This window comes from Methylobacterium oryzae, assembly GCF_036441375.1.
Lineage (GTDB): Bacteria > Pseudomonadota > Alphaproteobacteria > Rhizobiales > Beijerinckiaceae > Methylobacterium > Methylobacterium oryzae_A.
The window spans coordinates 901,441-917,824 of the sequence record NZ_MLCA01000001.1 but is presented as its reverse complement, the minus strand read 5'-3'; the positions used below and the strand labels follow the sequence as shown (position 1 = coordinate 917,824).

Genomic DNA, 16,384 nt, shown 5'->3' with positions numbered 1-16,384 from the left:
CGGGCGGCCCGTGCCGCCCGTCTCCCCATCACGGCCGCCGGAAGGCGGCATCCCGGCGACGAACGGAGCGCGCTGCGCCGCCGCTCCCGCTCGGGCTGGACGGGGTGAGGGATCCGATCGCTCCGCCAAGGTCATCGCCTCACGCCGCCCGGCCTCCGGGAGGACGGATCCACGCTTCGCCGGCACGAGACGCCGGACGCATCGATCGGAGAGGGCATGACCTCAGGAACGCAGTCGCACCCCCAGTCGCCATCCCAGCCGCAGGCCCAGAATGCCGGCAACGGCCACTCCGGTGCGGACGACGCCGTGCTGCCCTTCGCCGTCGAGGCGCTGGACGTGCGCGGCCGCGTCGTCCGGCTCGGCCCCGCCGTGGACACGATCCTGCGCCGCCACGGCTATCCGGACCCGGTGGCGCGCCTCCTCGGCGAGGCCGCGGCGCTGACGGTGCTGCTCGGCTCCTCGCTCAAGTTCGAGGGCCGGTTCCAGCTCCAGACCAAGACCGACGGTCCGGTCGCGATGATCGTGGTCGATTTCGAGGCCCCGGACCGGCTGCGCGCGACCGCGCGGTTCGAGCCGGAGCGGGTCGCCGCCCTCGGCACCGGCCCGCTCAAGGATGGCGAGCTGATCGGCACCGGTCACCTCGCCATGACCATCGACCAGGGCACCACCGCGAGCCGCTACCAGGGCGTCGTCGCCCTCGAGGGCCAGAGCCTGGAGGAGGCCGCGCACCAGTATTTCCGCCAGTCGGAACAGATCCCCACGCAGGTGCGGCTCGCCGTGGCCGAGGCCGTGGAGGAGGGGGCCGGGCGCTGGCGGGCCGGCGGCCTGCTCGTGCAGTTCCTGCCGCAATCGGTCGACCGGGCACGCCTCGCCGACCTGCCCCCGGGCGACATCCCGGAGGGCCACGCGCATCTCTCGGGGGAAGCGCCGGAGGACGACGCCTGGGTCGAGGCCCGCTCGCTGGTGGCGACCATCGAGGATCACGAGCTGGTCGATCCGAACGTCTCCAGCGAGCGATTGCTCTACCGGCTGTTCCACGAGCGCGGGGTGCGGGTGTTCGACCGCCAGCCCGTCCAGGAGACCTGCCGCTGCTCGCGCGAGCGCGTGATGGGCATGATCCGCTCGTTCACGCCGCAGGAACGGCACGACATGGTGGCGGATGACGGGCGCATCGTCATCACCTGCGAGTTCTGCTCCCGGCGCTACGACCTCGACCCCCAGGAGGTCGAGGCCGAGATCACCGGACAGCCGGGCCAGTAGAGCGCCGGACAGCGGGCCTGCGGACCAGCATGCCCGCGTCTAAGGCCAAGCTTTTCCGCGCGAAACGCACGAACACCGGTATTCGTTGCGTGAATTTTTGAGCCCTCCAGGCTGAACCGTTTCGCGACCTTTGACGTTGCGTGGCAGATTCAACATTGGAGGGTTCGCCATGCGGAAATTGTCGATCGGATTGGCCGCGCTGCTGATCAGCACCTCGGCCTATGCCCAGCAGGGCGGCGCCGACCGCGGCGCCGGGATGGGCGGTCGCGGCGGTCAGGGCGGCGCCGAATCCGGCATGAAGGCCGGCGGCGGCGAGCGCGGCGGCACGCAGGGCGGCGCGCAGGGTGGCATGCAGGGTGACATGAAGGCCGGTCGCCAGGCGGCGACCGACCGGTCCGGCGCCGAGGCGGGCCGGTCCGCGCAGGGCCGTGAGGCCGGCGGCGAGGGCCGCCCGGGCCAGGATCGCATGGCTCAGGACAAGGACCGGGCCGGCGCCGAGCGGGGCGACCGTCGCGGCGATCGCGCCGACCGCGATCAGCGCGGGGATCGCGACGGCGCGCGTGCCGATCGCGGCGACCGTCGCGGTGACCGTCGCGCCGACCGCGCCGATTTCCGCGGCCGGACGGACGTCAGCCGGACGGATGTCCGGTCCGAGCGGGTCGAGGGCGGCTTCCGCCGCGAGGGCCGCTACGTGTTGATCGGCGGCCGCCGGGTCGTGTACGGCTCGCCGGAATACCGGCGCCTGATCGTCACCGAGAACCGCGGCACGCGGGCGCGCTACGTCGTCATCCGCGGCCAGCGTGTGCTCTACGGCTCGCCCGAGTACCGCCGCCTCGTCAGCGTCCGCGAGACTGGCCCGCGCGAGCGCTACGTCGTCATCCGCGGCCATCGCGTGCTCTACGGCTCCCCCGAGTACCGGCGCCTCGTCTCGGTCCAGGAAGACCGCTACGTGACGATCCGCGGCCAGCGGGTGCGCTACGGGTCGGCCGAGTACCGGCGTCTCAGCGGCGGCGGCGCGGTCAGCGCGAGCTTCCGCTCCGAGCAGCGCGCCGGCGCGCGCTTCGACAACCGCGGCGGGCGGGACGGCATCCACAACGCGTCGCGGAATGAGGGCCGCAACGACGGCCGGACGGACCGCAACGATCGCGGCCAGGATCGCGGGATGGACAAGGCGTCCCGTCAGGACGGCAAGAACGACGGCATGCGCAACAGCGACATGCGCGGCGGCCAGCAGGACGGCATCCGCAACGCGTCGGATCGCGGCGGCCAGCAGGGCGGCATGAAGTCCGGCGCCGAGGGCGGCCGGACGGGCGGCGCGGAGCGCGGCGGCACGAGCGGCAGTGCGGGCGGCAACGGCAACATGGGCGGCGCCCAGGGCGCCGGTCGGGCCGGTGGCCAGGCGGGCGGTGCCGGCCGCAACTGAGCGGCGTGAGCGTGGGGGGAGGAGCCGACGGGCTCCTCCCCCTCGTCGTTTCGGATCGACGTCGCCCGTGGGCTGTGAACGGGACCCGGTTCAGGCTTTGAGGACGGGCTCGGCGATGTCGCCGCCCCCGCCGCGGGCCCTGAGGTATTCGGGCTGGAACAGGCACATCCGCACGGCGTCGCGGTATCGGCCGTTCACGAAGAACTCGTCCTTCAGCACGCCCTCGGGATGGAAGCCGCAGCGCTCGTAGATCCGCACGGCCCGAGCATTGTCCCGGTCGACGTGCAGGTAGAGCTTGTGGATGTTGAGCACGCTGAACGCGTAATCCATGGCGATGCGGGTCGCCTGCCACGCGTAGCCGCGCCCCTGGAAACCGGGGTGGATCGCGATCTGGAACTCGCAGCGCCGGTGCAGGTGGTTGATCTCGACGAGCTCGATCAGCCCGGCCGGCTCCCCGCTCGGATCGGCCACGATGAAGCGCCGCTCGGTCTGATTGTGGATGTTGCGCTCGTAGAGCTGCTGCAGCTCGGCGAAGGACTCGTAGGCCTCCTCGAACCAGTAGCGCATGATGCTGTCGTTGTTGTTGAGCTGGTGGACGAAGCGCAGGTCCTCCCGCTCCAGCGGACGCAGCTTGATGGTGATACCGGTCATCGCGTTCATGACGCACTGGCCTCGATCAGCTCGCGCAGGAAGTGCTCACCCTGGCCCAGGGCATCCAGGGTGATGAACTCGTCGGGCTGGTGCGCCTGGGCAATGTCGCCGGGGCCGCAGACCACCGTCGGGAGACCGGCCGCCTGGAAGCGCCCGGCCTCGGTGGCGTAGGGGACCGCGACGGTGTGGTTGCGTCCGGCGAGGCGCAGGCAGAGGCGCTCGGCCGCCGAGCCCGGCTCCGGGGCGAGGCCGGGGATGTCGACCTCCTCAAGCGTCTCGATCCGCCCGAACGCGCCGTAGCGGTTGAGGCGCTCGCGGGTGACCCGCTCGACCTCGGCCGCGAACAGCCGCGGGATCTCGGCCGGGTCGAGATCCGGCAGGCCGCGATACTCCCAGAGGAAGCGGCACTCCTTGGCGAGGATGTTGCGGGCGGTGCCGCCCTGGATCGTCCCGACATGGACCGTGGTCGAGGCCGGGTCGAACCGCCCGGACGGGTCGCCGCGCTCGATCATCAGGTCGGCGATCCGGTTGAGGCCGGCGACGAGGTCGCAGGCGGCCGCCACGGCGTTCGCGCCGAGGGCGGGGCGGGCGGAATGGGCCTCGTGGCCGTGGACCGTGGTGAGGCAGGTGACGATGCTCTTGTGGGCGTCCGCCACCTCCATGCCGCTGGGCTCGCCGACGATCACCGCGGCCGGCCGGGGCAGGCCGTCGCCGAACCGCGCGATCCCGTCCATCGAGCCGAGGCAGGTCGTCTCCTCGTCGTAGGAGAGCAGGATGTGGATCGGCCGCTTCAGGCCGGCGGCGAGCATGTCGGGCACGAGCGCCAGGGCCAGCGCGTCGAAGCCCTTCATGTCGACCGCGCCCCGTCCGTAGGCACGGCCGTCGGCGACGCGCAGGGTGAACGGGTCGCCGGTCCAGGCCTGGCCCGCCACCGGCACCACGTCGGTGTGGCCGGACAGGACGGTGCCGCCGTCGACCATCGGGCCGACCGTGGCGAGGATCGCGGCCTTGTCGCCCGCCGCGTTCGGGAGGCGCAGGTACGGGACGTCCCAGCCGTCGAGATAGGCGCAGACGGCGTCGATCAGGGCGAGGTTGGACTTGTCGCTCTCCGTGTCGAAGGACACGAGGCGGGCGAGCATGTCGAGCGGGCTCAGCCGCTCGCCGGTCGCGGACATGGATTCCTCCGGGGCGAGGCCCCGGGCCGGGACCTCAGTGCAGGCTGCGGCGGACGTGCGGGCTGTCGAGGGAGAAGGCGGGGATCTCGGCCTCGAAGCTCTCGCCGGCCACCGTCGCCATGGTGTAGCTGCCGGCCATCAACCCGTCGGGCGTGTTGAGCGGACAGCCGCTGGTGTAGCAGAAGGACTCGCCCGGCTCCAGCACCGGCTGCTTGCCGACCACGCCGGTGCCGCGCACCTCCTGGCAGGCGCCGTGGCCGTCGATGATCCGCCAGTGGCGCGAGCGCAGCTGGACCTGCTCGCTGCCGTTGTTCACGATCTCGACCGTGTAGGCGAAGAAGTACCGGCTCTCGGTCGGCGAGGACTCCTCCTCGACGAAGCGAGACTGGACCGTCACACTTATTCCCCGCGTCTCGGCCTTGTACATCGCCCTAATTGGCCCTTCTTCGGACGGTACGACTCGCTGAAGCCGAATGGAACGCGCTTCCCGGCCGGTGGTAGTGGGCGGCGGAATCGCCGTCAATTGCGGCGGACTACCTCGCGCGGCGGGGCGACCCGCGGCGCGCGGCGCCGGCACGACGGGGCCTCCGGACGCGGTTAAGCCCGCGTTAGCGGGTCCCGGCGGACAACGCTGCTCGGCGTGACGCGGACCGGCCGGGGCGCGCGAGGGAGTCAGGGGCGCGATGAACGCGGGCGCAGCCACGGGAGCCGCCGAGTCGAGCGCGGACGGCCGATCCGGCATTCTGCCGGCCCAGGCGATCGCCGCCCTCGCGCAGGCGGGCGGCATCCGGACTACGAGCCCCTTCGCGGCCGATCAGATCCAGCCCGCGAGCCTCGACCTGCGCCTGGGCGCCAAGGCCTACCGGGTGCGGACGAGCTTCCTGTCGGGCTCTGGGCGGACGGTCCAGGCCTGCGTCGACCGGCTGTCGCTGCACGCCGTGGATCTGCGCCCGGGCGCCGTCCTGGAGACGGGCTGCGTCTACATCGCGGAGCTTCAGGAGAGCCTCACCCTGCCGGCCGATCTCGCGGCGGCCGCGAACCCGAAGAGCTCGACCGGGCGCATCGACGTCTTCACCCGCGTGATCACCGACCGGGGCGAGGCCTTCGATCAGGTCGAGCCCGGCTACGACGGGCCGCTCTACGCGGAGATCTCGCCGCGGACCTTCCCGGTCCTCGTGCGCAGCGGCTCGCGGCTGTCGCAGATCCGCTTCCGCCGCGGCGCCCCGCGGCTGAGCGAGGCCGAACTCGGCCTGCTGCACGCCCGTTCGGCCCTGGTCGACGCCGGCAGCCCGTCCTTCCAGGGCGGCGTCGCGGTCTCGGTGGACCTCGCCGGCTTCGACGGCCTCGTCGGCTACCGGGCGAAGCGCCACACCGGCCTCGTCGACGTCGACGCCCCGGGCCGCCACCGGGCCGCCGATTTCTGGGAGCCCCTCGCCGCGGACGGGTCGGGCAGCCTGATCCTCGACCCCGGCCAGTTCTACATCCTGGCCTCCAAGGAGGCGGTGCAGGTCCCGCCGGACCACGCCGCCGAGATGGTGCCGTTCGATCCCCTGGTGGGCGAGTTCCGCGTCCACTACGCGGGCTTCTTCGACCCGGGCTTCGGCTATGCCGGGGCAGGCGGCGCGGGCGCGCGGGCCGTGCTGGAGGTCCGCTCCCGCGACGTGCCCTTCCTCCTGGAGGACGGGCAGATCGTCGGCCGCCTCGTCTACGAGCGGATGCTCGACCTGCCGGAGACGCTCTACGGGGCGGGGGCCGGCTCGAACTACCAGGCCCAGGGGCTGAAGCTCTCGAAGCACTTCGCCCTGTAGTCCGGCCCGGACGCGCCGACGGGAGCATCGATCGCATGGACGCCGTGGACCGGAAGATCCTCGATCTCCTCCAACAGGACGCGACGCTCCCGGTGGCCGAACTCGCCGAGCAGGTCGGCATCAGCGCGGCGCCGTGCTGGCGGCGGGTGAAGAAGCTGGAGGCGTCCGGGGTGATCCGCCGCCGGGTCGCCCTGGTGGACCGCCGCAAGGTCAACGTCCCCACCACGGTGTTCGTGGCCGTCAAGGCGCCGCGCCACGCCGCCGACTGGTCGGACGCGTTCCGGCGGGTGGTCGCCGGCTTCCCGGAGATCGTCGAGGCGTGGCGCCTGACCGGCGAGATCGACTACCTGCTGCGGATCGTCGTGCCGGACATCGAGGCCTACGACGCGGTCTACCAGCGCCTCATCGCCAAGCTCGACTTCTCGAACCTGTCCTCCTCAATCGCCATGGAGGAGATGAAGTACACGACCGCAGTCCCGACGATCTACGTGGCGTGACGCGACCGCGCCGGAGCGGGCCTCAGCCCGCCGCCACCGCGTAGGTCCGGTGGATCGACGAATCCTGCGCCCGGTGGTCGTAGCCGTAGACGTGGATCGAGACGGCTGCCTCCGGCCCGTCATTGGCGATCCGGTGCAGGTTCGGCCCGGTGGGCATCATGCAGGCGACGAAGCCGGGCTCGCGGACGGCGTCCATGGTCGCCACGGCGTGGGTCTCGCTGATTGGGCGATACCACGTCTCCCGGAGGCTGCCGCGCAGCAGGCCGAAGCAGCACGAGCAGTGGTGGTCGTGGACCGGCGTGACCGTGCCGGGCGCCCAGACCATCGCCCAGACGCTGATCGCCTCGGTGCCGAACAGGAGGTTCCGGCTCAGGCCGGGCCCCCGGCCGACCAGCCGCGACGGGTCGAGCAGATCCGGCTGGGCCAGCAGGCGCACCAGGGTCGCCCGGGCCGAGGCCAGATAGGCCTCCGGCGAGCGGCTCGCGGAGCGCGCGAGGTTCGCCAGCATCGCCTCGACGTCGGCCGGGGTGGTGGTCTGCGGCATCGGCAGGTCTCCTTCGGTGCCCTTTCACGAGGCTGCACGAAGGATACCAAAGGGGGCGCGGGCGGCGGGTTGCGTTCTCGCACCCGATACCGCGCGCGGAGGCAAGTTCGTTGCGCTAAACCGCGCTCGCGGGAAATTCAATTGCGCGACGGCGCGTAGACCAGCGAGCCTGACGCTGAGGCGACGACCCCGACGGCGCGGCGGGACCCGCGCGGACGGGCCGTCCGCGGGAGGTGGGAGCGGCGGCTGGCCTCAGACGGCCGCGGCCTCGTCCAGCAGCCACGCCACGGCGCCCGCGCTCGTCACGCGGCCGGCGGGCAGCGCCTCGCCGGCGGCCAGCCGGGCCAGCGGCGCCCGCTTGCCGGCACCGGTGACGAGGAACAGCACGTGCCGGGAGGACGCGAGCGCCGGCAGCGTCAGGCTGATCCGCGGGACGAACGGCTCCAGGCCGGCCTCTGGCACGGCGACGACGAGCCGCCGGGTCTCGTCGACGGCCGGCTTGCCGGGAAACAGCGAGGCGGTGTGGCCGTCCTCGCCGAGGCCGAGGAGCACGAGGTCGAAGAGCGGCCGGGACGACTCGAGGCTGTCGGCGCCGTAGAAATCGAGGAGCGTCCGCTCGTAGGCGCGGGCGCCCGCCTCCGGCCCCTCGTCGGACGGGATGAAGTGCAGATGCGTCGGCGGGATCCGGGACCCGTGCCCGAACGCCTCGCGGACCATCCGGACATTGCTGCGCGGGTCGTCCCACGGCACGGCGCGGTCGTCCCCGAAGAACCAGTGGATCCGCTCCCACGGCACCCGGGCCGCGTAGTCCGGCCCGGCGAGCAGGCCGTACAGCAGCTTGGGTGTCGAGCCGCCCGAGAGGCAGAGCGCGATCCGGTCGGACCGGCCCTCGCCGCAGGCCACGATGATCCGCTCGGCCGCCTCGCGGGCGACCGCCTCCGGGTCCTTCAGGACGTGCGTTCCGACGGGAAGGCTCATGGGTTCTGGCCCTTGCGGCTTCGGGGTCGGACGGGTCGGCCTGCGGGCGCCCCGCTCAGCCCTTCGGCTCCTGGTGGCCGCCGAATCCCTTGCGCATCGCCGAGAGCAGCTTGTCGGCGTAGCTCGCGTGCTCGCGGGAGCGGAAGCGGCGGTAGAGGGCCGCGGAGAGCACCGTCGCCGGGACGCCCTCCTCGACGGCCGCGTTGATGGTCCAGCGGCCCTCGCCCGAATCCTCGACGTAGCCGGAGAAGTCGGTGAGCTGCTCGTCGCCCGCGAGCGCCTGGGCGGTCAGGTCGAGGAGCCAGGACGAGACGACGCTGCCGCGGCGCCAGACCTCGGCGATGTCGCCCATGTTGAGATCGAAGCGGCGCTCGGCCGGCAGGTCGGACGCGTTGGCGTGGCGGAGGATGTCGAAGCCCTCCGCGTAGGCCTGCATCAGGCCGTACTCGATGCCGTTATGGACCATCTTGACGAAGTGGCCGGCGCCGGTCGGCCCCGCGTGGATGTAGCCCTGCTCGGCGCGGGGGTCGCGCCCGTCGCGGTTCGGCGTCCTCGGGATGTCGCCGATACCGGGCGCCAGGGTCTTGAAGATCGGGTCGAGGCGGTCGACCGCCTCCTTGTCGCCGCCGATCATCATGCAGTAGCCGCGCTCCAGGCCCCAGACGCCGCCCGATGTGCCGACATCCACGTAGTGCAGGCCCTTCTCCTTCAGGGCGGCCCCGCGGCGGACATCGTCGCCGTAGAAGGAGTTGCCGCCGTCGATGATGCAGTCGTCGGCCTGCATCAGCCCCGCGAGCGCCTGGACGGTCTGCTCCGTGATCGCCCCGGCCGGCAGCATCACCCAGGCCGCGCGCGGCACCTCCAGCTTGGAGACCAAGTCCTCCAGGCTCGACGCGCCGACCGCGCCCGCCTCGACCAGGGCGGCGACCGCCGCCGGGTTCTGGTCGAACACCACGGCCGTGTGCCCGTCGCGCAGGAGACGCCGGACGATGTTGCCGCCCATCCGGCCGAGGCCGATCATGCCGAGTTGCATTGCCGATCTCCTCAGAGTCGTCCCTCCCCAAGCCCGGGAGGGGGAAGGGTGCGCCTACGCCACCGCGGCCTTGAGGGCGGCCGCGACGCGCTTCAGCCCGTCCTTGAGGTCGCCCTTGATGTGGACCCGCAGCGCCCGCCGGCCGCGCTCGGCCAGCACGGCGAAGTCGCCTCGCGCCTGGGCGGCCACCACGGTGGCGAAGCCGAGGGACCGGCCCGGGATCGGCAGGTCTTGAGACGGGTCCGCGGTGATCTGCAGGAACACGCCCGTATCCGGGCCGCCCTTGTAGGCTTGGCCGGTGGAGTGCAGGAACCGCGGCCCGAACTCGAGGCAGGTCGCGACCCTGCGGGCGTCGCGCACGGCGATCCGCGCCTCCTGGAGGATGCCGGCGGCCTCGGCATCGCGCGGCACGTAGGCGAGCAGGCCGAGGTAATCGCCGTCCTTGAGTCGGGCGACCTGCGCCTTGAGCGCGGCCTCCAGGCCGTCGGTCGCCTGCGCCAGAGCCTCGGCGTTGCGCGGGTCGGCGTAGAGGGCGATCGCGTCGTCCGAGAAGAGCGGCGTCTCGGCGGGGAGGGCACCCTTCGCCTCGGCCTCGGCGAACAGCTTCTTGGTCTCGACCTTGCTGGCCTCGACGTCCGGCTGGTCGAACGGGTTGATCCCGATCACCGCGCCTGCCACCGCGGTCGCCATCTCCAGGCGGTAGAATTCCTGCGGCAGCTGCTCGACCGAGTCGAGGGTGATGCGGGCGATGGGGTGGCCGTCCCGCTCCAGGGCGCGCAGGGCCTCGTCCTGCGAGGCCTCGGCGTTGCCGTCGAGGCGGAGGTAGATGAAGAACCGGTCGTGGCCGTAGACCGCCGGAACGCCGACCGGCTCGCCGTCCACCGGCACGAGGCCCTTGCCATGCTTGCCGGTCGATTCCGCGATCAGCTGCTCGGCCCAGGCGCCGAAGCTCACGATCGCCGGGGAGGCGACGATCGTCACCTTGTCGCGCCCGGCGAGCGCCGCCGCGCCCATGGCTGTGCCCAGCAGGACGCCCGGGTTCACGGCCGGCGGCACGGCCGGCCCGCAGGAGCGGACCATGATGCGGGCGGTCTCGAGTAGCGCCTTCACGTCGAGGCCCATGGCGGCGGCCGGCACGAGGCCGAAGGCCGAGAGCACCGAGTAGCGCCCGCCGATCTGCTTCACGCCGTAGAAGATTTTCTTGAACTTTTCGCTCCGCGCGGCGCGCTCCATGTCGGAGCCCGGGTCGGTCACGGCGACGAAGTGGTCGCCGGCCCGGTCGCCGAGCACGTCCTTCGCGCGGGCCAGGAAGTAGTCGCGGAAGACGTTGGGCTCCAGCGTCGAGCCGGACTTCGACGCAACGATGAACAGCGTTTTGCCCAGGTCGATGCTCGCCTCGAGGGCGCGGACCTGATCTGGATGGGTCGAGTCGAGGATCTGGAGCTTCGGGAAGCCCGCGCGCTGGCCGTAGGTCAGGCTCAGGACCTCCGGGCCGAGGCTCGACCCGCCCATGCCGAGCACGACGGCGTCGGTGAAGCCCCGCGCCTTCACCCAGTCGGAGAAAGCGGCGTAGTCGGCGGCCCTCTCCAGCTCCTCCTCGACGATGTGCAGCCAGCCGAGCCAGTTCGCCTCGTCGTGGCCGGACCAGACCGAGGCGTCCCCAGCCCAGAGCCGGCGGATCGATCCGCTGGCGCGCCAGGATTCGACGGTCTTCTTCGCCTCGGCCGCCAGAGCGTCGTCCATGGCGAGGCTCTGGGCGTCCAGCCGTTGCCCGAGCAGGGCGGCGCGCTTCCCGGCCACGGCGCCCAGCAGGTTGTCGGCGGCGTCGATGAAGAGTTGCACGCCCTCCTTCACCAGCTGCTCGGCAACCGCCTCGATGTCGATCCCGGCCCGGGCGAGCCGGTTCATCACCGCCTCGGCGCCGGGCACGTCCTCCTCGATCGTCGCCCGCACCACGCCGTGGTCGCGGAACGCGTCCATCGTGGCGGGCGGCATCGTGTTGACGGTGTTCGGCCCGATCAGCTCCTCGACGTAGAGGACGTCGGAATAGGCCTTGTTCTTCACGCCCGTGGAGGCCCAGAGCAGTCGCTGCGCCTTGGCGCCCTTCTCGGCCAAAGCCGTCCACTTGGATTCGGCGAAGATCGTCTTGTAGCGCTGGTAGGCCAGCTTGGCATTGGCGATCGCCACCTTGCCCTTCAGCTGCTCGAGGGCGAACTTCTCGTCCGGGTCGTTGGCCTGCGCGATCTTCTCGTCGAGCAGCTTGTCGACCAACACGTCGATCCGGCTGATGAAGAAGCTCGCCACGCTGGCGATCCGCGAGACGTCGTGGCCGGCCTTCGCCCGGGCGTCGAGCCCGTCGATGAAGGCTCGGGCCACCGCCTCGTAGGCCTCCTGCGAGAACAGCAGGGTGACGTTGATCGAGATGCCCTCGGTGGTCAGCTGCCGAATCGCCGGGATGCCCTGCGGGGTGGCCGGCACCTTCACCATCAGGTTGTCGCGAGAAACCGCCTTGTGCAGGCGGCGGGCCTCCGCGAGGGTCTCCTCGGTGTCCAGCGCGAGGTAGGGCGACACCTCCAGGCTGACGTAGCCGTCGGCGCCGTCGCTCGCCTCGTAGACCGGGCGGAGCACGTCGGCCGCCGCCTGGATGTCGGCGATGGCGAGCCCCTCGTAGAGGTCGATGACGCGGCTGTCGCCGGTCGCCTGCACGGATTTCAGGCTGTCGTCGTACTCGTCCGAGTGGCCGATCGCCTTCTCGAAGATCGACGGGTTGGAGGTGACGCCCCGCAGGCCGTCGCGCTCCACGAGCTGCTTCAGCTCGCCCTTCGCGATGAACCCGCGGGCCACGAAGTCGAGCCAGACCGCCTGATCCTGTTCGTCGTGCAGGGCCTTGAGCGCGTTCATGTCCGTCCCTCGTCTCGCGTACCGCGTACTCTCGCCCGCGCGCTCTCCCGCCCGGGCAGGGCGGGAGAGTTGGCGCGCAGGCTACTTCCCGTGCTTGGCCACCTGCGCCTTCGCGGCGTCCAGGACCTTCTCGGGGGTAAAGCCGAACTTGGTCTGGAGATCCTTGATCGGTGCCGAGGCGCCGAAGGTGTGCATGCCGATGATCGCGCCCTCGGACCCGGCGTAGCGGTCCCAGCCGATAACGCTGCCCTGCTCGACGGCGACCCGCGCCTTCACGGCCGGGGGCAGCACCGAGTCGCGGTAGGCCTCGTCCTGCCGCTCGAACAGGTCCCAGGACGGCATCGACACGACCCGGGCCTTCAAGCCCTCGGCCTTCAGCGCCTCATAGGCGCCGACGCAGAGCTGCACCTCGGAGCCCGAAGCCAGCAGGATCACGTCCGGCGTGCCGTCGGAATCGGCGAGCACGTAGCCGCCCTTGGCGGTGCCCGAAGCCGCTCCGTACTTGGTGCGGTCGAGGGTCGGCAGCGGCTGTCGGGACAGCGCGAGCACGGCCGGCTGGTTCCGGAGCGAGAAGATCACCCGGTAGGCCTCGGCGACCTCGTTGGCGTCGGCCGGGCGCAGCGTCACGAGGCCCGGGATGCAGCGCAGCGACAGGAGCTGCTCCACCGGCTGGTGGGTCGGCCCGTCCTCGCCCACGCCGATCGAGTCGTGGGTGAAGATGTGGAAGACCGGCAGTTCCATAAGGGCGGCGAGCCGGATCGGCGGCCGCATGTAGTCGGCGAAGACCAGGAAGGTCGCGCCGTAGGCCCGCAGCCCGGACAGGCCGAGCCCGTTCACGACCGAGCCCATGGCGTGCTCGCGGACGCCGAAATGCAGGTTGCGGCCGCCCGGCGAGAACGGGCCGAACGAGCCCGCGCCCTCGAAGGTCAGGTTCGACTTGTTGGACGGCGCCAGGTCCGCCGAGCCGCCGAGCAGGAACGGCACGTGCTGGGCGATCGCGTTCAGCACCTTGCCGGAGGATTCGCGGGTGGCGAGGCCCTTGGCGTCCGGCTCGAAGACCGGAATGTCCTTGTCCCAGCCGTCCGGCAGGCGGCCCTCCAGGAAGGCGTTCAGATCCTCGGCGTGGGCGGCATCCGCCTCCTTCGCCTTGGCGAGCAGGCCCTGCCAAGCGTCGTAGAGACCGGCGCCGCGCTTGCCGATGCCGTCGCGGAAGTTCTCCTGCACGCCGTCCGGCACGAGGAACTGCGCGTCCTCCGGCCATCCGTAGGCGCGCTTGGCGCCCTTCACCTCGTCCTCGCCGAGCGCGTCCGAGTGGGCCTTGGAGGTGCCCTGCTTTTTCGGCGCTCCGTAGCCGATCACCGACTTGACGATGATGAGCGTCGGCCGGTCGTTGGTGGCGAGGAACGTCTCGATCGAGCCCGCGAGCGCGTGCACGTCGTTGGCGTCGGCGACGCGCAGCACCTGCCAGCCATAGGCCAGGAACCGGGTCGCGACCTCCTCGCCGAAGGCCAGTTCCGTGTGGCCCTCGATGGTGATGGTGTTGTCGTCGTAGATCCAGCAGAGATTGGCGAGCCGCAGGTGGCCGGCCAGCGAGGCGGCCTCCGATGCGACGCCCTCCATCAGATCGCCATCCGAGCAGACGGCGTAGACGTTGTAGTCGAACAGCGGCAGGTTCGGCCGGTTCAGGTGCTGGCCGAGGAAGCGGCTGCCCATCGCCATTCCGACCGAGTTGGCGACACCCTGGCCGAGCGGGCCCGTGGTCGTCTCGACGCCGGTGGTGAAGTGGTATTCCGGGTGGCCGGGGGTCCGGCTGTCGAGCTGGCGGAACTTCTTGATGTCCTCCAGCGACACCGCCGGCGTGTTGCCGCCGTCGCTCTGGGCGACGCCCGCGAGATGCAGGAGCCCGTAGAGCAGCATCGAGGCGTGGCCGCAGGACAGCACGAACCGGTCGCGGTTGGGCCAGTGCGGGTGCGCCGGGTCGTAGCGCAGGTAGCGGTTCCACAGGGTGTAGGCGACCGGCGCCAGCGCCATGGGCGCGCCGGCATGACCGGAATTGGCCTTCTGCACCGCGTCGATCGCGAGCGTCCGGATCGTGTTGATGCTGAGCGTATCGATCTCAGCGAGGGCCGCCTTGGCGGGAGTGTCAGCACCGCTCATGATGTCGCGTCTTCCAGTTCGCCTCGCGCGGTCCGCTTCGCGGCTTCGCGCTGCCGTAGGACGGCGGGAGGAGCTCCGTTGGCCTTACCACCCTGCCGATCCGCCGGCCCTTCGCCGCGCGTATAGCTGAGCAGCGTGTTGACGAGCGCGACGTGGGTGAACGCTTGGGGGAAGTTACCCACAAGACGCTTGGCATGCACGTCGTATTCCTCGCTCACGAGCCCGAGATCGGTGCAGATGCCCATCAGGCGCTCGATCAGCGCCCCGGCCTCGTCGCGCCGCCCGAGACCGATCAGGTTGTCGACGTACCAGAAGGTGCAGGGCAGGAAAGCCCCCTCGGTGCCGGTCAGCCCGTCGGTGGTCTGCCCCTCGGTCTCGTAGCGGAGGATGAAGCCGTCCCGCATCAGGCCCTTGCCGATCGCCTCCACGGTGCCGATCACGCGGGGATCGTGCTGCGGCAGGAAGCCGGTATGGGCGATGAGCAGGAGGCTCGCGTCCAGCGCCTTCGACCCGTACGACTGGACGAAGCTGTTGAGCGCGGGATCGAACCCCTTCTCGCAGACCTCGGCGTGGATCTCGTCCTTGACCGCGCGCCAGCGCGCGGCCTGCTCCTCGGTGGCGCCGGAATCGTGCATCTCGTGCATGCGCAACGCCCGGTCGAAGGCCACCCAGGCCATGACCTTCGAGTGGGTGAAATGGCGGCGCCCGCCGCGCACCTCCCAGATCCCCTCGTCGGGCTCGCGCCACGCTTTCTCCAGGTGATCCAGGATCGCGAGACCGACCCGCATTCCGTCCTTGCTCACCGGCAGGCCGCGAGCATGGGCCTGATAGAGCGCGTCGAACAGCTCGCCGTAGACATCGAGCTGGAACTGGCTGGCGGCGGCGTTGCCGATCCGGACGGGCCGCGAATTCTCGTACCCTGGCAGCCAGTCCAGTTCGATCTCGGGGAGCAGCCGCTCGCCGCCGATCCCGTAGAGGATGTGCGCCTGCTCGGGGTTGCCCGCCACGGCCCGCAGCAGCCAGCCGAGCCAGTTGCGCGCCTCGTCGATGTAGCCGCCGTCCATCAGGGCGATCAGCGTCAAGGTCGAGTCGCGCAGCCAGCAGAAGCGGTAGTCCCAGTTGCGGATCCCGCCGAGCCCCTCCGGCAGCGAGGCCGTGGGCGCCGCCACGATGCCGCCGGTAGGCTCGTAGATCAGCGCCTTGAGGGTCAGCAGGGAGCGCTGAAGCATCCGGTCCCAATCCGTCCCGCCCGTGCAGCGCGACGACCATTCGCGCCAGTGCTGGTCGGTGGCCTCGAGAACCTTGCGGGGCTCGATCGAGGGCGGGTCGTCCTCGTGCGAGGGGCCGTAGCTCAGGACGAACCGATGCTTCTCGCCGGCGTGGACGGTGAACTCGGACACCGTCGTCTGCGCGTCCGATCCCTTGAGATGGACGTCGGTGCGCAGCACGACCTTGTGGGGCCCCGAGACGGCGCGCAGGTCGCCCAGTTCCGAGCGGGAGACCCAGGGCACGGCCGAGCCGTAATCGAAGCGGACCGCCATCTCCATCCGCATGGCGACGCGCCCGTGCACGCCCTCGACGAGCCGCACGAGATGCGACCCGTCGTCGACTGGCATGAAATCCGTAACCAGCACCTCGCCCTGCCGCGTGGTGTGGCGGGTCTCCAGCACGAGGCTGCCCGGCCGGTAGGACCAGCGCGTCTCGACGTTCTCGGCCTCCGGGAAGATCTTCCAGAAACCGTGCGCCTCGGTTCCCAGCAGGCTGGTGAACAGGGCGGCCGCGTCGAAGCGCGGCCAGCACAGCCAGTCGACGCTGCCCTGCCGGCTGATCAGCGCGGCGCTGCGGCCATCCCCGACGAGCGCGTAATCCTCGATGCGTGCAGCCATCCGGCCCCGGCTCCGGTCCGCGGCCGGCAGTCCGGGCCGTCCGCTGCGACGCACCTAGGACGACTTGTCCC

Annotated in this window: 13 protein-coding genes; 4 read left to right on the top strand and 9 right to left on the bottom strand. The window is 71.3% G+C overall.

All coding sequences use genetic code 11. From position 1 onward, the window contains the following. The first annotated feature begins 216 nt into the window (after positions 1-216). Both MOTC310_RS04420 and MOTC310_RS04415 read left to right on the top strand, forming a co-directional pair. Entirely contained in the window at positions 217-1,260 is a 1,044-nt protein-coding gene (locus tag MOTC310_RS04420) for an Hsp33 family molecular chaperone (protein ID WP_331300914.1), read from the top strand. A 169-nt stretch (positions 1,261-1,429) separates the two neighbouring features. Then, positions 1,430-2,683: a hypothetical protein gene (locus MOTC310_RS04415; protein ID WP_331300913.1), complete on the top strand. Its 1,254-nt coding sequence runs from the start codon at positions 1,430-1,432 to the stop codon at positions 2,681-2,683. Positions 2,684-2,773: 90 nt separating this feature from the next. Here MOTC310_RS04415 and speG read toward each other — a convergent pair whose 3' ends face one another. From speG to apaG, 3 genes are read right to left on the bottom strand one after another with little or no spacing between them, the layout of a single operon-like run. Then, on the bottom strand, positions 2,774-3,343 hold the full coding sequence (gene speG / locus MOTC310_RS04410; protein ID WP_473753753.1) for a spermidine N1-acetyltransferase: 570 nt from the start codon (positions 3,341-3,343) through the stop codon (positions 2,774-2,776). Further along, positions 3,340-4,509 carry an acetylornithine deacetylase gene (gene argE, locus MOTC310_RS04405; protein ID WP_331300912.1) on the bottom strand — a complete coding sequence of 390 codons (1,170 nt, stop codon included), beginning with the start codon at positions 4,507-4,509 and terminating at the stop codon, positions 3,340-3,342. The genes speG and argE overlap by 4 nt, the downstream gene beginning before the upstream one ends. Before the next feature lie 34 nt (positions 4,510-4,543). After that, the gene (gene apaG / locus MOTC310_RS04400) at positions 4,544-4,936 is read right to left on the bottom strand and encodes a Co2+/Mg2+ efflux protein ApaG (protein WP_012319280.1); all 393 of its coding nucleotides are present in this window, start codon (positions 4,934-4,936) and stop codon (positions 4,544-4,546) included. Between the two features lie 256 nt (positions 4,937-5,192). Between apaG and MOTC310_RS04395 the strand changes: the two genes are divergently transcribed. Both MOTC310_RS04395 and MOTC310_RS04390 read left to right on the top strand, forming a co-directional pair. Further along, the gene (locus MOTC310_RS04395; protein WP_331300911.1) at positions 5,193-6,317 is read left to right on the top strand and encodes a 2'-deoxycytidine 5'-triphosphate deaminase; all 1,125 of its coding nucleotides are present in this window, start codon (positions 5,193-5,195) and stop codon (positions 6,315-6,317) included. Between the two features lie 35 nt (positions 6,318-6,352). Further along, entirely contained in the window at positions 6,353-6,814 is a 462-nt protein-coding gene (locus MOTC310_RS04390; RefSeq protein WP_012319278.1) for an Lrp/AsnC family transcriptional regulator, read from the top strand. Positions 6,815-6,836: 22 nt separating this feature from the next. Here MOTC310_RS04390 and MOTC310_RS04385 read toward each other — a convergent pair whose 3' ends face one another. From MOTC310_RS04385 to MOTC310_RS04360, 6 genes are all read right to left on the bottom strand, one after another. Further along, positions 6,837-7,358, bottom strand: coding sequence for a cysteine dioxygenase family protein (locus MOTC310_RS04385; RefSeq protein WP_331300910.1), 522 nt, complete (start codon positions 7,356-7,358; stop codon positions 6,837-6,839). A 252-nt stretch (positions 7,359-7,610) separates the two neighbouring features. Then, entirely contained in the window at positions 7,611-8,336 is a 726-nt protein-coding gene (pgl, locus tag MOTC310_RS04380) for a 6-phosphogluconolactonase (RefSeq protein WP_331300909.1), read from the bottom strand. Positions 8,337-8,391: 55 nt separating this feature from the next. Next, positions 8,392-9,369, bottom strand: a complete 978-nt coding sequence (gnd, locus tag MOTC310_RS04375) for a phosphogluconate dehydrogenase (NAD(+)-dependent, decarboxylating) (protein ID WP_331300908.1) — start codon at positions 9,367-9,369, stop codon at positions 8,392-8,394. Between the two features lie 54 nt (positions 9,370-9,423). Next, positions 9,424-12,270 carry a bifunctional transaldolase/phosoglucose isomerase gene (locus tag MOTC310_RS04370; protein WP_331300907.1) on the bottom strand — a complete coding sequence of 949 codons (2,847 nt, stop codon included), beginning with the start codon at positions 12,268-12,270 and terminating at the stop codon, positions 9,424-9,426. An 81-nt stretch (positions 12,271-12,351) separates the two neighbouring features. Continuing rightward, the gene (gene tkt, locus MOTC310_RS04365; RefSeq protein WP_331300906.1) at positions 12,352-14,427 is read right to left on the bottom strand and encodes a transketolase; all 2,076 of its coding nucleotides are present in this window, start codon (positions 14,425-14,427) and stop codon (positions 12,352-12,354) included. Then, positions 14,424-16,313 (bottom strand): glycoside hydrolase family 15 protein, encoded by a 1,890-nt coding sequence (locus tag MOTC310_RS04360; RefSeq protein ID WP_331300905.1) that lies wholly within the window; start codon positions 16,311-16,313, stop codon positions 14,424-14,426. The genes tkt and MOTC310_RS04360 overlap by 4 nt, the downstream gene beginning before the upstream one ends. Positions 16,314-16,384: the final 71 nt, after the last annotated feature.

Coding starts and splice junctions, on each gene's coding strand:
- MOTC310_RS04420 (WP_331300914.1), top strand. CDS start 217: ATGACCTCAGGAACGCAGTCGCACCCCCAGTCGCCATCCCAGCCGCAG.
- MOTC310_RS04415 (WP_331300913.1), top strand. CDS start 1,430: ATGCGGAAATTGTCGATCGGATTGGCCGCGCTGCTGATCAGCACCTCG.
- speG (WP_473753753.1), bottom strand. CDS start 3,343: ATGAACGCGATGACCGGTATCACCATCAAGCTGCGTCCGCTGGAGCGG.
- argE (WP_331300912.1), bottom strand. CDS start 4,509: ATGTCCGCGACCGGCGAGCGGCTGAGCCCGCTCGACATGCTCGCCCGC.
- apaG (WP_012319280.1), bottom strand. CDS start 4,936: ATGTACAAGGCCGAGACGCGGGGAATAAGTGTGACGGTCCAGTCTCGC.
- MOTC310_RS04395 (WP_331300911.1), top strand. CDS start 5,193: ATGAACGCGGGCGCAGCCACGGGAGCCGCCGAGTCGAGCGCGGACGGC.
- MOTC310_RS04390 (WP_012319278.1), top strand. CDS start 6,353: ATGGACGCCGTGGACCGGAAGATCCTCGATCTCCTCCAACAGGACGCG.
- MOTC310_RS04385 (WP_331300910.1), bottom strand. CDS start 7,358: ATGCCGCAGACCACCACCCCGGCCGACGTCGAGGCGATGCTGGCGAAC.
- pgl (WP_331300909.1), bottom strand. CDS start 8,336: ATGAGCCTTCCCGTCGGAACGCACGTCCTGAAGGACCCGGAGGCGGTC.
- gnd (WP_331300908.1), bottom strand. CDS start 9,369: ATGCAACTCGGCATGATCGGCCTCGGCCGGATGGGCGGCAACATCGTC.
- MOTC310_RS04370 (WP_331300907.1), bottom strand. CDS start 12,270: ATGAACGCGCTCAAGGCCCTGCACGACGAACAGGATCAGGCGGTCTGG.
- tkt (WP_331300906.1), bottom strand. CDS start 14,427: ATGAGCGGTGCTGACACTCCCGCCAAGGCGGCCCTCGCTGAGATCGAT.
- MOTC310_RS04360 (WP_331300905.1), bottom strand. CDS start 16,313: ATGGCTGCACGCATCGAGGATTACGCGCTCGTCGGGGATGGCCGCAGC.